Raw genomic sequence first — 14,648 nt, 5'->3', positions numbered from 1 at the left:
TTATCTAGTTTTGAAGGAATGTATGTTTAAATTTCTTCTTGACATTTCCTTGGAAATGTTTATAATGATAAAAGTCTGGTAATGATGGCAGAGAGGTCACACCCGTTCCCATACCGAACACGGAAGTTAAGCTCTCTAGCGCCGATGGTAGTTGGGACCTTGTCCCTGTGAGAGTAGGACGTTGCCAGGCTAATATTATTCCGCAGTAGCTCAGTGGTAGAGCTATCGGCTGTTAACCGATCGGTCGTAGGTTCGAGTCCTACCTGCGGAGCCATTATGCTTCCATAGCTCAGCTGGTAGAGCACTTCCATGGTAAGGAAGAGGTCACCGGTTCAAGCCCGGTTGGAAGCTTGGGAATAGGTTTAAAACTTTTTTGGCCCGTTGGTCAAGTGGTTAAGACACCGCCCTTTCACGGCGGTAACACGGGTTCGAATCCCGTACGGGTCACCACTTTTGGAGGATTAGCTCAGCTGGGAGAGCACCTGCCTTACAAGCAGGGGGTCGGCGGTTCGATCCCGTCATCCTCCACCATATATATTTAAAATGTCGGAGGGGTAGCGAAGTGGCTAAACGCGGCGGACTGTAAATCCGCTCCTTCGGGTTCGGCAGTTCGAATCTGCCCCCCTCCACCATTTTCTTTAAAATAACCTGAGAGGGTTTATTTTTTTGAAAAGATAACCATACTAGTAAATATTAATGGGCTATAGCCAAGCGGTAAGGCAACGGACTTTGACTCCGTCATGCGCTGGTTCGAATCCAGCTAGCCCAGCCATTTACGAGCCATTAGCTCAGTTGGTAGAGCATCTGACTTTTAATCAGAGGGTCGAAGGTTCGAGTCCTTCATGGCTCACCATTTTCGCGGAAGTAGTTCAGTGGTTAGAATACAACCTTGATAAGCGTGAGGTCGATGGTTCGAGTCCAGTCTTCCGCTTACATACTAAGGGGCCTTAGCTCAGCTGGGAGAGCGCCTGCCTTGCACGCAGGAGGTCAGCGGTTCGATCCCGCTAGGCTCCACCAAAAAGCTATTTTAAATAGCAAATGGTATGTTTCTTTGAAAACTAAAAAGACAACCTTCATATTTGTCGTTTACAATGAAGAAAATGTAAAAATAAAGGATGGGGGATAATTGTGAAAGTTGTCATTGCATCTGATTCATATAAAGAAAGCTTAAAAGCTATTGAAGTATGTGAGGCCATTGAAAGAGGTTTTAGAGAAGTTTTTCCTAAAGCAGAGTATGTAAAAGTGCCAATTGGAGATGGAGGAGAAGGAACGGTTGATTCACTTGTGGATGCTACAGGGGGAAGAATTATATCACTTCATGTGACAGGACCGCTTAGAGAACGTGTACCAGCCTTTTACGGTATATCTAAGGATAACAAAACGGCATTTATTGAAATGGCAGCAGCATCAGGATTACAACACGTTCCGATTGAAAAGAGAAATCCACTTATTACAACGACAAAAGGTACAGGAGAACTTATATTACATGCGCTAGAACAAGGGGCTGAGCATATTATTTTAGGACTTGGAGGAAGTGCGACAAATGATGGTGGAGCAGGTATGTTGTCAGCTTTGGGAGTCAGGTTTATAAATGGAGAGGGGGAAGTTATAGAGCCATCTGGAGGAACATTACATTCAATTGCAACAATTGATTTTTCGCGAATAGATTCACGTCTAACACATATAAAGATAGAAGCAGCATGTGATGTAGACAATCCGTTAGTTGGAATAAGGGGAGCATCTTTCGTATTTGGGAGGCAAAAGGGTGCGGATTTAGATATGATGAAAGAGCTAGATGAGAATTTAAAGCATTATGCGAATATCCTTAAACAATACTTATCTTACGACGTATCTAAAATAGCTGGTGCAGGAGCTGCAGGAGGAATGGGAGCAGCTGTTATTGCAGTGTTAAAGGGAAACTTGCGGAGAGGAATTGAAATTGTATTAGATTATACAAACTTTGATAAGCATATAGAAGGTGCGGATTTAATTATAACTGGTGAAGGTAGAATAGATGAACAAACAGCATATGGAAAAGCCCCTGTAGGTGTTGCGGAGCGCGCGAAACATTTTCATATTCCTGTGATTGCTATTGGAGGATCTGTATCTCCGAATTATTCGGCGGTTTACGAAAAAGGAATCGATGCAGTATTTAGTATTACATCGAGTCCGATGACACTAGAAAAAGCATATAAAGTAGCAGAAGAGAATATCGAAATGACAGTGAAGAATATTGCAGCAGTGTGGAAAATAGCATCGAAAAAACACTTCTAAATGTAGAAGTGTTTTTTATTATTATTTAATAATAATGATGATATTTGTTTCACTAAGTTAAATTTATACATATAATAGTCTTAAAATTTGGATTTTTACTTCGGTATAAGTGAATAAAATGTATATCCATGCAGAAAAATGTCGAGTTGAGTCAGACTATATAAAAGATTTAAAATATTTAGTGAAGGCATAAAAGGGGGATACTATCTATGAAAAAAGAAATCTCGGTTATTGGAGTTCCAATGGATTTAGGACAGATGCGTCGCGGGGTTGATATGGGACCAAGCGCGATCCGTTATGCAGGGGTAATTGAAAGAATTAAAGGAATTGGATATGACGTTAAAGATATGGGAGATATATGTATAGAGAGAGAAAAAGAAATAGATGAAAATACAAAGTTAAGAAACCTTACACAAGTTGCAACCGTTTGTAATGAATTAGCAAGTAAGGTGGATCATATTATAGAAGAGGGTCGTTTTCCACTTGTATTAGGTGGTGACCATAGTATTGCTATTGGTACGCTAGCTGGCGTAGCGAAGCATTATAAAAATTTAGGAGTTATTTGGTATGATGCACACGGTGATTTAAATACTGAAGAAACTTCACCGTCTGGAAATATTCACGGTATGTCACTTGCAGCAAGTTTAGGTTACGGACATCCCACGCTTGTAGACTTATACGGAGCGTACCCAAAGGTGAAGAAAGAGAACGTTGTAATTATCGGTGCACGTGCATTAGATGAAGGAGAAAAAGACTTTATTCGCAATGAAGGCATTAAAGTATTCTCAATGCATGAAATCGATCGTATGGGTATGACAGCTGTTATGGAAGAAACAATTGCGTATTTATCTCATACGGATGGTGTTCATTTATCATTAGATTTAGATGGTCTTGATCCTCATGACGCACCAGGAGTTGGAACACCTGTAATTGGTGGTTTATCTTATCGTGAAAGTCACTTAGCGATGGAGATGTTAGCGGAAGCTGATATTGTTACATCTGCAGAGTTTGTTGAAGTAAATACAATTTTAGATGAGAGAAACAGAACAGCAACAACAGCAGTTGCTTTAATGGGTTCTTTATTCGGTGAAAAACTAAAATAAATGTAAGAAAAGCAACTGAGAAGTTGCTTTTTTTATTTGAAAATAGGCGTATAATAATGATTTATATTATACTGTACGATAAGATTGTTTGACATCTTACCAATTTAAAGTAAAGGGGGCTGTTTGTAATTGTTGTTTGTTTCATGTATGGTATAATTAACTAGTTGTTGGAAATACATACAGATAGAGCATAAAACAATATTTCAATATATGGATAGAATTGCTCGTAAGTAGGAGGAAGGGTTAGCATGCCTTTTGAAGATACGACCATTTTGAAATATCTTAGTACGGTATTAGATATTGCCGTTGTATGGTTTATTATATATAAGCTAATTCTTATAATCCGAGGGACGAAAGCTGTTCAACTTTTAAAGGGGATTACAGTTATTATTGTCGTTCGGATGATTAGTATTTTCCTTGGATTGCATACGCTTTACTGGTTAACTGAACAAGTATTAACGTGGGGATTTTTAGCCGTTATTATTATCTTTCAACCAGAATTGCGAAGGGCACTTGAGCAGCTAGGACGCGGGAGTTTATTTTCGCGTGTTGGGACTCATGAAGATGATGAACCTGAAATGGTTGCGACAGCGGTAGCAAAAGCGACGGAATATATGGGAAAACGTAGAATTGGTGCATTAATTACTTTGTCAAAAGAGACCGGTATGGGTGATTATGTAGAAACGGGTATTCCGCTAAATGCAAACGTATCATCGGAATTACTGATTAATATTTTCATTCCAAATACGCCTCTTCACGATGGAGCAGTAATTATGCAAGGAAGTACCATTAAAGCAGCAGCATGTTACCTTCCGTTATCGGAAAGTCCGTTTATTTCTAAGGATTTAGGAACTAGGCATCGTGCTGCAATGGGAGTTAGTGAAGTTACTGATAGTATTACAGTAGTTGTGTCGGAAGAAACCGGCCAAATTTCTTTAACGAAAAATGGTAAGTTGCATCGTGATTTGAAGACAGAACAGCTGAAGGATATGCTGTTAGCTGAATTTAGTACGAATGAAAAAACGACTTCTTCGTCTTTATGGAATTGGAGGAGAAAGCGTCATGGATAAGTTAATGGAGAATCATTGGTTTTTAAAAGGGATCTCATTACTATTGGCGTGTATGCTCTTTATGTCAGCGACTTTGACTGAAAAAAATACGACATCGGGTATATTACCTTTTGTAAATGAAGCGAAAGAAACATTAACTAATTATGCTATTAACCTTAAGTATGATGAAGAGAAATATATTGTCAGCGGTATCCCATCAGAGGGAGTCAAGGTGAAGTTAGAAGGTCCAAAAGCAGCGGTTGCTACAGCAAAAGCCAAAAACCAATTTGACATACCAGTTGATTTGAGAGATCGTCCAGAGGGAACTTATGAAGTTTCTTTAAAAGCAAATGGTCTTCCAGATGATGTGAAAGGAACAGTTCAACCATCAAAAATTAAGGTCACTCTTCATGAAAAAGCGAAAAAATATGTTCATGTAGATTTGAAATTATCAAATGAAGATCAAATGCCAGTAGGTGCTACCCTGGAAAAATCAAATATTAAGCCTGATACTGTTGAGGTAGTGGGAACGAAAGAAGAAATAGAAAGTATTTCATCTGCTAAGGCATATATCGATTTAAAAGGTGTTAATAAAACTGTTACAAAAACAGCCGAAGTTACATTGTACAATAAAGAAGGAAAACGTTTAAATGTAAAAACGAATCCATCTAAAATTAGTGTAACGTTGAATGTAGCGACGCAACCTACAGCAAATAATACTGAAAAAACTGTTCCTGTAACATATACGAAGAAGGGTAGTTTACCAGAAGGATTGGCCGTTACAAATATCAGTGTTGAGCCGAAGGAAGTAACGATAGCGGGTCCAAAAGATATTTTGGATAATATACAATCTATAGAGGGGGTCGAAGTAGATCTTAGTCAATTGACAGAGTCTACAACATTCGATACCTCTGTTTTATTGCCAAAGGGTGTAATTAGTGCAAAACCAAATCAAGTGAAGGTTTCCGTGGGAGTACAAAAAACGAAACAGACGAAAACCAGAACGATTGATGGTATCCCGATTCAAAAAAATGGAGTTTCTAAAGATGTTACTGCCCAGCTACTTTCGCCACAAGATGGAAAGATAAGCGTTGATATTTCAGGAGAAGCAAGTATAGTAGATAAAATAACAGCTGCTCAAATAACAGCGGTAATTAATTTACAAAATGTATCTCCAGGGACGAAAGATATTTCGATTCAAGTGAGCGGTCCTGGTAATATTTCAATAGAGCCAAAACAAAAAAGTGCTAAAGTCACAATTGTGAAGAAAGAAAATCCAGATAAAGAAGTACAGGGTAACGGTGAACAACCAAATTCAAATAATGAGCAAGATAACCAAACTGAAAAACCAAAAAATCCTGAACCTGAACCTGATCCCGAAAAGGAAAAGGAAAAAGATAAAGAAACTAGCCAAGAACCAACAGTAGATAATCAAAAAGAGCAAGAAAAAGGAGCGAATCATAATGGGTAAATATTTTGGTACAGATGGAGTACGCGGAGTTGCGAATCAGGAGTTAACACCTGAATTAGCGTTCAAAATTGGACGTTTTGGGGGATATGTATTAACAAAAGATACAGATCGTCCAAAAGTAATTATTGGTCGTGATACACGTGTATCTGGTCATATGCTAGAAGGAGCTTTAGTAGCCGGTCTATTATCTACTGGAGCAGAAGTAATGCGCCTTGGTGTTATTTCTACGCCAGGTGTTGCGTATTTAACAAAGGCGTTAGACGCACAAGCAGGTGTGATGATTTCTGCATCTCATAATCCGGTACAAGATAACGGAATTAAGTTCTTCGGTTCAGATGGTTTTAAATTAACAGATGAGCAAGAAGCAGAAATCGAAGCTTTATTAGACAAAGAAGTTGATGAATTGCCACGTCCAACAGGTACGAACCTTGGACAAGTGAGCGATTATTTTGAAGGTGGACAAAAGTATTTACAATACATTAAACAAACTGTAGAGGAAGATTTCTCTGGTTTACATATCGCTTTAGATTGTGCGCATGGTGCTACGTCTTCTTTAGCTCCGTACTTATTTGCTGATTTAGAAGCTGATATTTCAACAATGGGAACTTCACCAAACGGTATGAACATTAACGATGGAGTAGGTTCTACACATCCAGAGGTATTAGCTGAATTAGTAAAAGAAAAAGGTGCTGATATTGGTCTTGCTTTCGATGGTGATGGTGACCGTTTAATCGCTGTAGATGAAAAAGGAAACATCGTTGATGGCGATCAAATTATGTTTATTTGTGCAAAGTACATGAAAGAAACTGGTCAACTAAAGCACAATACAGTTGTTTCAACAGTTATGAGTAACTTAGGTTTCTACAAAGCACTTGAAGCTAACGGTATTACAAGTGATAAAACAGCAGTTGGTGACCGCTACGTAATGGAAGAGATGAAGCGTGGGGGATATAACCTGGGCGGAGAACAATCAGGTCACATTATCTTACTTGATTACATTACAACTGGTGATGGAATGTTAAGCGCACTTCAACTTGTAAATATCATGAAAATGACGAAAAAGCCATTATCTGAGCTTGCAGGTGAGATGACAAAATTCCCACAATTACTAGTAAATGTTCGTGTAACAGATAAAAAATTAGCATTAGAAAACGAAAAAATTAAAGAAATTATTCGTGTTGTAGAGGAAGAAATGAACGGTGATGGCCGTATTCTTGTTCGTCCATCTGGCACAGAACCACTTATTCGTGTAATGGCAGAAGCACCAACACAAGAGGTTTGTGATGCTTATGTACACCGTATTGTAGAAGTTGTGAAAGCTGAAGTTGGCGCTGAATAATTAGCTGAATTTGTTTTAAAAGGAGCACAAGAAGTGCTCCTTTTTCATATGTTTTATAGACGATGAAAAAAATTTCATTGACGGTTTATCCATGTTTGTTATAAGATGGTCTTGTTCTTTTTCTCAAAGTAAATATTGTAAATTATAAAAGCGCCAGAACTACAAGTAGTGTAGTTGACGAGGTGGGGTTTATCGAGATTTCGGCGGATGACTCCCGGTTGTTCATCACAACCGCAAGCTTTTACTTAAATCATTAAGGTGACTTAGTGGACAAAGGTGAAAGTGTGATGAGAGAAAAGGAACGGATGAAAACTAGCTGTATAAGTATATACGGACTTAAACCCCCAATCGAAAGGAAGGTGAAAGCCGTTACAAGCTTACAGGGCTAGCAATATGTAATCCGTTTTTTAGTATAAATAAAAATGGTATCGGACTATGTCGTTACATGTTCGCAGAGCAGTGTAAGCATTTGTAGCGGCGACTAAACATGTGTGGAATCGTAGGATTTATTGGAGAGCAAGATGCAAAGGAAATTTTATTAAAAGGCTTAGAAAAGCTAGAATATCGTGGATATGATTCAGCAGGTATTGCAGTACAGGCAGAGAACGGTGTTGTTGTATACAAAGAAAAAGGCCGTATTGCAAAACTTCGTGAAATCGTAGACGAGAATGTAGCAGCAAGCGTAGGAATCGGTCACACACGCTGGGCTACTCATGGTGTTCCAAGCAAAGTAAATGCGCATCCGCATCAAAGTACATCAAAGCGCTTTACACTAGTTCATAATGGTGTAATTGAAAACTATGAGTTAGTGAAAAAGGAATATTTACAAGATGTAACGTTCGTAAGTGAAACAGATACAGAGATTATCGTACAACTTATGGAACAACAAGTGAGCACAGGATTAAGTGTAGAAGAAGCGTTCCGTAATACGCTATCTCTTTTACATGGCTCTTATGCAATCGGACTACTTGATGCTGAAAATCCAAACATGATTTATGTTGCTAAAAACAAAAGCCCGCTATTAGTAGGTGTTGGTGACAACTTTAATGTTGTGGCGAGCGACGCTATGGCGATGTTACAAGTTACAGATCAATTTATTGAATTAATGGATAAAGAAATCGTAATTGTAACGAAAGAAAGTATTACAATTAAAAACTTACAAGGTGAAACGATTGAACGTGCACCGTTTACAGCGGAATTAGACGCAAGTGATATTGAAAAAGGAACATACCCTCATTTCATGCTTAAAGAAATCGATGAGCAACCACTTGTAATCCGTAATATAATTCAAAAGTATCAAGATGAAAATGGTGAGATTGAATTAGATCAAGACATCCGCAATGCGATTTTAGATAGTGATCGTATTTACATCATTGCATGTGGAACAAGTTATCATGCAGGTCTTGTTGGAAAACAATTTATCGAGAAGTTTGCAAAAATGCCAGTTGAAGTGCATGTAGCAAGCGAATTCTCTTACAACATGCCATTATTAACAGAAAGACCATTCTTCATTTACATTTCACAAAGTGGTGAAACAGCTGATAGCCGTGCAGTACTTGTACAAACAAATGAAATGGGTCATAAAGCATTAACAATTACAAACGTACCTGGTTCTACACTTTCTCGTGAAGCTGATTATACACTTCCGTTATACGCGGGACCAGAAATTGCAGTTGCATCAACGAAAGCTTACACAGCACAGCTTGCAGTACTTTCAATTTTAGCTGCGGATATTGCTAAAGCGAAAGGTGAAGTTCTTGATTTTGATTTAACACACGAATTAGGACTTGTAGCAAATGCAATGGTAGAGCTTTGTGATCAAAAAGAAGAAATGGACGCATTAGCAAAACAATTTTTAGCAACAACTCGTAACTGTTTCTTCATCGGACGTAGCGTAGACTTCTACGTAGGATTAGAAGGTGCGTTAAAGCTAAAAGAAATTTCTTACATCCAAGCAGAAGGATTTGCTGGAGGAGAATTAAAACACGGTACAATCGCTTTAATCGAAAACGGTACACCAGTTATCGCACTTGCTACACAAGAGCACGTAAACCTTGGAATTCGTGGTAACGTGAAAGAGGTAGTAGCACGCGGAGCTAACCCATGTATCATCTCAATGAAAGGCTTAGAAATGGAAGGTGACAGCTTCGTATTACCAGCTGTACACGAAGCACTAGCACCGCTAGTAGCAGTTATTCCATTCCAACTTATCTCATACTACGCAGCACTTCACCGCGAGTGTGACGTTGATAAGCCACGTAACTTAGCTAAGTCTGTTACGGTTGAGTAGGAGATTGGTAGATTTGAAATAAAGATGCGATGTTTTACCCCTTTAGATATAGCTATCTAAAGGGGTATTTTTGTGTTAAAAAGAACATCTAAAATCGATAGGAGACAGTCAGGATGCCCGTACTCCACTAAAGTATCACTTTTATTTATCTGAATTTTCCGTTATCATTTTAAGTATTCGTGAACAATTTCCTTTATTATGAAAAGAAGAGAGGATAGATTACTCGGCATTACAAGGGGGCTTATTAATGAAAGTGAAAGAAAAAACATATTTAAGTATAGAAGAGATTATTTCGTTACCAACCGTATTAAGTACAAATATAAGTGATGATGGCAAGAACGTAGCGTTTGTTAAGAAGACGACTAACTGGAAAGACAATACGTATAGAAACCATGTATGGGTATATGAAAAAGATAAGGGGCAGAGTTATCCATTAACAAACGAGGATATAGATAGTACATGCCCGTTATGGTCTCCAAATTCTAGGGATATTGCATACCTTAGCCCTGTTGGTAATGGGAAAAATCAAATCTTTATTAAGTCACTAGATGGTTATGGTGGGGGGCAAATTACTGATGAGGAAGAAGGGATCAGTACATTCAAATGGGAGCCTACTGGTAAAGGTTTTTATTATGTTGCACAATCAAAAAAATGTGAGGAGATAAAGAAACGTAAGGAGCTATATGAAGATTTTCAACATGTAGGTAAGGAACAGCAGAATAATTGTTTATATTACATTGAAATAGAAAAAGTGATACAAAATGATAAAGAGGAACAAGAGGTTAGCGGTGTTTATCAATTAACTGATGGTAAGGATTTTTATATCCATGGATTTGATATTTCAGATGATGGGAAAAAGGTTGTATTTATGGCTACACCAAGCCTAAACGATCATATGAATGGTGATCTATACATATTAGATGTTGAAGCTAGGGAACTACAACAGATGAATGTAGATAAGTTGTTGGGCGGGAGCGTTTGTTTTTCTCCAGAGGGCAGCAAAATCTGTTACTCAGCAAGCATAAGAGAGAAGGATTACTATAGAAACCATATACAAGAAAGTACATTAGAGATATATGATATGAATACTGGAGAGGTAATTCAGCCTCTAACAAATTTTGATAGTACGGTTATGCCATTACAGTGGACAGCTAAAGGCATTTTAATTAGATGGCAGGATAAAACGAATTATCGTATTGGATTACTAGCTGAAGATGGCACTGTGGAAGCATTAAGCGACAAAGTAGATGGCTTTATAATGGATGTCTCTATAACAAGAGATGGAAATCATATAACCTATAATAAGGCTATAACAAATGAAACCTTTGAAATTTATTTGGATGATAAAAAAATAACGGATGAGAATAGCTTTTTCGAAGGGAAGCTTAAAAGTAACAGGGAAATCATCTCATGGCAAAGTAGTGATGGTCTTGAAATAGAGGGTGTTTTATCAATTCCAGTAGAATTTGACGCAAATAAAAAATATCCTTTATTAGTAGTAATTCACGGCGGTCCGGCTTGGGCATCCTTTCCGATATTTTCAGACTGCTTCAATGAGAAATATCCGATTGAACAGTTTATCGAAAAAGGCTTTATCGTTTTAGAGCCAAACTACAGAGGAAGTTCTGGTTATGGTAATGAATTCTTAAAAGCAAACTATAGAAAACAGGGAATCGCTGACTACGATGATGTTATATCAGGGGTGGATAAACTAGTTGAACAAGGGATAGTAGATACAGATAGAGTAGGAGTTATGGGATGGAGCAACGGGGGATATATATCAGCTTTCTGTTCTACATTTAGTAATAGATTTAAAGCTATTTCAGTTGGGGGCGGAATTACGAACTGGAGTACTCATTATGTAAATACAGATATCCCTTATTTTATTAGAATGCATTTAGGAAATACTCCATGGAATGATCCGGAGATCTATACGAAGACATCACCAATGACGTATATTAAATCAGCCTGTACGCCTACCTTAATCCAACATGGCGAAAAGGATGCAAGAATTCCAATTACAAATGCATATGAGCTACATCAAGGTTTAAAGGATATGGAAGTTGATACAGAATTAATTATATTCAAAGGAATGGCATATAGTTCTGACCAACCAGGAGTTCATGTGGCTATTATGAAGCAGAACTTGATGTGGTTTTCACATTATATTCTTGGAGAAAGTATGGAGGATTTTAGTACTATATAATGGATATCCGCACAGGGATTATTCGTTGTGCAATCGGGCCAGATTGTTGTAAACTGCATTTAAACCATTATTGAGAAGATTTAAGTGGTTATAAGGAAGCGTAATTCGGAGGACTAATATGACAGAGAATAAAAATGTGCTACCAGTAGAACAGCGTGAAGAACTATTAAAAGTATTACAAGCTCGTTTTGAGAAAAACATGAACCGCCATGAAGATCTTGAATGGGCTAAAGTTGAGGTGAAGCTGAATGCTAACCCTGAAAAGTTATGGTCACTTAACGAAATGGAAGTGACTGGCGGTGAACCGGATATTGTTGGATATGACAAAGAGAAGGACGAGTATATTTTCTGCGATTGTTCAAAGGAGAGTCCTAAAGGTCGTAGAAGCCTTTGTTATGATCTTGAAGCGTTAGAAGCAAGAAAAAAGCATAAACCAGAAAATAATGCTATTGATGTGGCAGCCGCTATGGGTATTGAACTATTAACGGAAGAACAATATCGAGAGTTACAACAACTTGGAGATTTTGATATGAAATCATCGAGTTGGGTACAAACACCTTCAGATATTAGAGAGCTTGGTGGAGCTCTATTTTGCGATTATCGCTTCGGACATGTTTTCGTGTACCACAATGGAGCAGATTCCTATTATGCTGCCAGAGGTTTCCGTGGCTCGTTAAAAGTTTAAATTAGGATGAATAAGAAAAAGAGCCTATAATCAGGCTCTTTTTCTTATTTATATTTTAAGAGTAAACTGTTACTACGCAGTTTTACTTAATTTATATGTTCCGTGGTTGTTTTTACGGAAAAGTTTAGGGAAAACATAGCCATCTAGTCCAATACGTCCAGCGTTCTGCCCTGCAACTAAAATGAACATAGTCAAAATAAGCAGGTTTGGGTTTACACTAACAGTTCCGCTTAATAAAAATGAAAGATTCATTATGATTCCGAAAAATGCAGCTGTTTTTGTTAATCCGCCTAAAATTAAACCTAGACCCACTAAAATTTCTCCCCATTGAACTAAAAAGCTAAATAGGTCTGCGTTTGGAAGGACAAAATGTTGAAGAAAATCTGCCCACCAACTTTGTACTGCAGGATGGTCACCTGATGCTTGAGCAATAGCACCCTTTAGAAAACCACTTGCGTCAAAAGATTGTCCGAAGACTTTGCCTATCCCAGCAGCGAGCCATGTATATCCTATGTAAAGCCGTAAAAGTAGTAATATGAAAGTAGCACGTTTATCAGTTCTTAAAAAATTGATAACCATTGAAATCCCTCCAATATTGTATTTACAAGTTTATTATATATCCAATGTGAAAAGATTCACAATGGATATAATGTGAACAAATTTATGATTTTTTATTTGTAAAATTGTACATAAAGCATTTTGAAATTTATTTTTGGAAGGTGAAGAATAAATGTGGTATGGGAGCTATCTATTTTAGTAGAGAGCTCCCAGAGTAAACAGATTCATGTAGTTTCTTTAGCATATCTGGGCATTACGTATTATTTCTCTGGTTTTATATAAGGAACAACTTGCGCAGTCACCCCTACAGAAGCACCGCGAATAAAGTCTTGGTTTTCTAATGCCTTAAAGTTTTCGGTTTTTCCTGTTAGCATAACACCTAAAATTTTCACTTGATCGAATGGTTTGTTTTTGTTTGCTTTTAAAAACTTCTGGATATCTTCGTCATGTCCATCGTCATCGTATTGGTTAAGTGAATCAACAAACTCTTTGTACGCTTCTTCAGGAGATGTGTCTGGATTGAATCCGTAAACGGGCATACCGGCAGGTCCTTTACTTTCATCTCCAATGGGTGAGGTCATATATAGCCATACGATATTTAAGTTATCTGGTATTTTTGTTTGAACTTCTTTTAATGTATAGGGTTGATTGAAAGAGATGGCAACTTCGGCAACATAGTTGTTCATTTGTGAAACTTCACCTAATTCATTTTGGACACCATCATGATAATCTTTAATATTCGGGTTATAAAATGTCGCAAATTTATTTTTTGTTTGTTTATCGTACTCATAAAATTCTGCATTGGACCTGGACCAATAAAAACCAGGCGTTAATTCATTGGAATCGATATTGATACGGATCCAACCATAGGAGCTTGTTAATGTGTTCCACGGGACGATATAACCATTAATATTTTTGGAACGATTTGATATAATATTGCCGCCAAACATAGATGAATTACTCGTTACTTGAGAATCAATTTGTACATTTGGTTCTGCAATTGTATTATGTAAAAATAGTCGTTCGTGAAGCTTCGTAGAGCTTTTCGCTGCGAAGTAATTGCCCACTTTATAAATGATAGGGATAAGTATGATGACAACGATAATAGAAGTAATGATGATTTTAAGTAACTGTTTCCTTTTAGCTTTTTTTAACGCATTTTTTAAAGAAGTATCCATTAAGGTTTTCCCCCTACTGTAGAATGAATTGTTTTACGTGCGCGATGTAATTTTTGTTTGACGCTGTTAACTTGAATATCTAGTATTAGGGCGATTTCTTCATATGAAAAATCATAATAATATTTTAAAAAGAAGGCTTCTTTATATTCTGGTTTTATATCTTTTAATAAATAGAAAATCTCGTCTTTATTTAAAACAGCATCCAATTCTCGGTCTGTATATTGTAGTTTTGAATAAATCTCTTCAGTTAAATAGATGTTTTGTTGCTCTTTTTTTCTCTTCAAGTCAATGTATTCGTTTAATGCGACCCTAAAAAACCATGGCCGTATGTTACTCTCGGTTAGGTCATCTAGCAACGTATATACTTTATAGAAAGTATTTTGGATGATGTCTTCTGCATCTTCTTTTATAGCCCCTTTCGCTAATAATAGTTTGAACACTTCCTCTCCTAGATTGATAAGATAGGAGGTCAATATATTTTCTTTTCCCATCATT

Annotated in this window: 11 protein-coding genes, 8 tRNA genes, 1 rRNA gene and 1 pseudogene; 18 read left to right on the top strand and 3 right to left on the bottom strand. The window is 37.3% G+C overall.

Going from position 1 to position 14,648, the window contains the following annotated elements:
- Window positions 1–74: 74 nt before the first annotated feature.
- The 18 genes and pseudogenes from rrf (at window position 75) to DN410_RS14050 (ending at window position 12,417) form a co-directional block, all read left to right on the top strand.
- Window positions 75–190: ribosomal RNA gene (gene rrf / locus DN410_RS14135) — 5S ribosomal RNA — on the top strand.
- 9 nt (window positions 191–199) lie between these two features.
- A tRNA-Asn gene (locus DN410_RS14130) sits at window positions 200–274 on the top strand.
- Between the two features lie 4 nt (window positions 275–278).
- Window positions 279–351, top strand: a tRNA-Thr gene (locus DN410_RS14125).
- A 24-nt stretch (window positions 352–375) separates the two neighbouring features.
- Window positions 376–450 (top strand) — tRNA-Glu (locus DN410_RS14120).
- 5 nt (window positions 451–455) lie between these two features.
- A tRNA-Val gene (locus DN410_RS14115) sits at window positions 456–531 on the top strand.
- A 17-nt stretch (window positions 532–548) separates the two neighbouring features.
- Window positions 549–632 (top strand) — tRNA-Tyr (locus DN410_RS14110).
- A gap of 65 nt (window positions 633–697) precedes the next feature.
- Window positions 698–772 (top strand) — tRNA-Gln (locus tag DN410_RS14105).
- 5 nt (window positions 773–777) lie between these two features.
- Window positions 778–853: transfer RNA gene (locus DN410_RS14100), tRNA-Lys, on the top strand.
- A gap of 88 nt (window positions 854–941) precedes the next feature.
- Window positions 942–1,017, top strand: a tRNA-Ala gene (locus DN410_RS14095).
- Window positions 1,018–1,128: 111 nt separating this feature from the next.
- Window positions 1,129–2,274 carry a glycerate kinase gene (locus DN410_RS14090; RefSeq protein ID WP_149176968.1) on the top strand — a complete coding sequence of 382 codons (1,146 nt, stop codon included), beginning with the start codon at window positions 1,129–1,131 and terminating at the stop codon, window positions 2,272–2,274.
- A gap of 209 nt (window positions 2,275–2,483) precedes the next feature.
- Window positions 2,484–3,377 (top strand): arginase, encoded by an 894-nt coding sequence (rocF, locus tag DN410_RS14085; protein ID WP_149176967.1) that lies wholly within the window; start codon window positions 2,484–2,486, stop codon window positions 3,375–3,377.
- Window positions 3,378–3,625: 248 nt separating this feature from the next.
- Window positions 3,626–4,447 carry a diadenylate cyclase CdaA gene (cdaA, locus tag DN410_RS14080; RefSeq protein WP_149176966.1) on the top strand — a complete coding sequence of 274 codons (822 nt, stop codon included), beginning with the start codon at window positions 3,626–3,628 and terminating at the stop codon, window positions 4,445–4,447.
- Entirely contained in the window at window positions 4,440–5,897 is a 1,458-nt protein-coding gene (locus tag DN410_RS14075; RefSeq protein WP_149176965.1) for a CdaR family protein, read from the top strand. Before cdaA ends, DN410_RS14075 begins: the two co-directional genes overlap by 8 nt.
- Complete coding sequence (gene glmM / locus DN410_RS14070; RefSeq protein ID WP_149176964.1) at window positions 5,890–7,236, top strand: phosphoglucosamine mutase; 1,347 nt, start codon at window positions 5,890–5,892, stop codon at window positions 7,234–7,236. The genes DN410_RS14075 and glmM overlap by 8 nt, the downstream gene beginning before the upstream one ends.
- Before the next feature lie 287 nt (window positions 7,237–7,523).
- Window positions 7,524–7,711: pseudogene (locus DN410_RS14065) on the top strand (hypothetical protein).
- A 12-nt stretch (window positions 7,712–7,723) separates the two neighbouring features.
- A complete protein-coding gene (gene glmS, locus DN410_RS14060; RefSeq protein ID WP_149176963.1) occupies window positions 7,724–9,526 on the top strand; it encodes a glutamine--fructose-6-phosphate transaminase (isomerizing) in 1,803 nt (600 codons plus the stop codon).
- A 247-nt stretch (window positions 9,527–9,773) separates the two neighbouring features.
- Window positions 9,774–11,732, top strand: a complete 1,959-nt coding sequence (locus tag DN410_RS14055; protein ID WP_149176962.1) for a S9 family peptidase — start codon at window positions 9,774–9,776, stop codon at window positions 11,730–11,732.
- Window positions 11,733–11,850: 118 nt separating this feature from the next.
- A complete protein-coding gene (locus DN410_RS14050) occupies window positions 11,851–12,417 on the top strand; it encodes a DUF4256 domain-containing protein (RefSeq protein WP_149176961.1) in 567 nt (188 codons plus the stop codon).
- Window positions 12,418–12,489: 72 nt separating this feature from the next.
- On the opposite strand, the gene DN410_RS14045 is transcribed toward DN410_RS14050, so the two are convergent.
- The 3 genes from DN410_RS14045 to DN410_RS14035 all read right to left on the bottom strand — a co-directional run bounded on the left by DN410_RS14045 (window position 12,490) and on the right by DN410_RS14035 (window position 14,644).
- A complete protein-coding gene (locus DN410_RS14045) occupies window positions 12,490–12,996 on the bottom strand; it encodes a DoxX family membrane protein (protein WP_000236367.1) in 507 nt (168 codons plus the stop codon).
- Between the two features lie 239 nt (window positions 12,997–13,235).
- Complete coding sequence (locus DN410_RS14040) at window positions 13,236–14,153, bottom strand: sigma factor regulator N-terminal domain-containing protein (protein ID WP_149176960.1); 918 nt, start codon at window positions 14,151–14,153, stop codon at window positions 13,236–13,238.
- Window positions 14,153–14,644 (bottom strand): RNA polymerase sigma factor, encoded by a 492-nt coding sequence (locus tag DN410_RS14035; protein WP_149176959.1) that lies wholly within the window; start codon window positions 14,642–14,644, stop codon window positions 14,153–14,155. Before DN410_RS14035 ends, DN410_RS14040 begins: the two co-directional genes overlap by 1 nt.
- Between the last annotated feature and the right edge of the window lie 4 nt (window positions 14,645–14,648).

It is taken from the genome of Bacillus sp. SH5-2, assembly GCF_008368905.1.
GTDB lineage: Bacteria > Bacillota > Bacilli > Bacillales > Bacillaceae_G > Bacillus_A > Bacillus_A luti.
Note: the sequence above shows the minus strand (reverse complement) of the source record. Positions and strands in the feature narration are given on the sequence as shown.

What these genes read in the sequence shown, in the direction of transcription:
- glmS (WP_149176963.1), top strand. Translation starts at nt 7,724, where the DNA reads ATGTGTGGAATCGTAGGATTTATTGGAGAGCAAGATGCAAAGGAAATT.
- cdaA (WP_149176966.1), top strand. Translation starts at nt 3,626, where the DNA reads ATGCCTTTTGAAGATACGACCATTTTGAAATATCTTAGTACGGTATTA.
- DN410_RS14040 (WP_149176960.1), bottom strand. Translation starts at nt 14,153, where the DNA reads ATGGATACTTCTTTAAAAAATGCGTTAAAAAAAGCTAAAAGGAAACAG.
- DN410_RS14035 (WP_149176959.1), bottom strand. Translation starts at nt 14,644, where the DNA reads ATGGGAAAAGAAAATATATTGACCTCCTATCTTATCAATCTAGGAGAG.
- DN410_RS14045 (WP_000236367.1), bottom strand. Translation starts at nt 12,996, where the DNA reads ATGGTTATCAATTTTTTAAGAACTGATAAACGTGCTACTTTCATATTA.
- rocF (WP_149176967.1), top strand. Translation starts at nt 2,484, where the DNA reads ATGAAAAAAGAAATCTCGGTTATTGGAGTTCCAATGGATTTAGGACAG.
- DN410_RS14050 (WP_149176961.1), top strand. Translation starts at nt 11,851, where the DNA reads ATGACAGAGAATAAAAATGTGCTACCAGTAGAACAGCGTGAAGAACTA.
- DN410_RS14055 (WP_149176962.1), top strand. Translation starts at nt 9,774, where the DNA reads ATGAAAGTGAAAGAAAAAACATATTTAAGTATAGAAGAGATTATTTCG.
- glmM (WP_149176964.1), top strand. Translation starts at nt 5,890, where the DNA reads ATGGGTAAATATTTTGGTACAGATGGAGTACGCGGAGTTGCGAATCAG.
- DN410_RS14075 (WP_149176965.1), top strand. Translation starts at nt 4,440, where the DNA reads ATGGATAAGTTAATGGAGAATCATTGGTTTTTAAAAGGGATCTCATTA.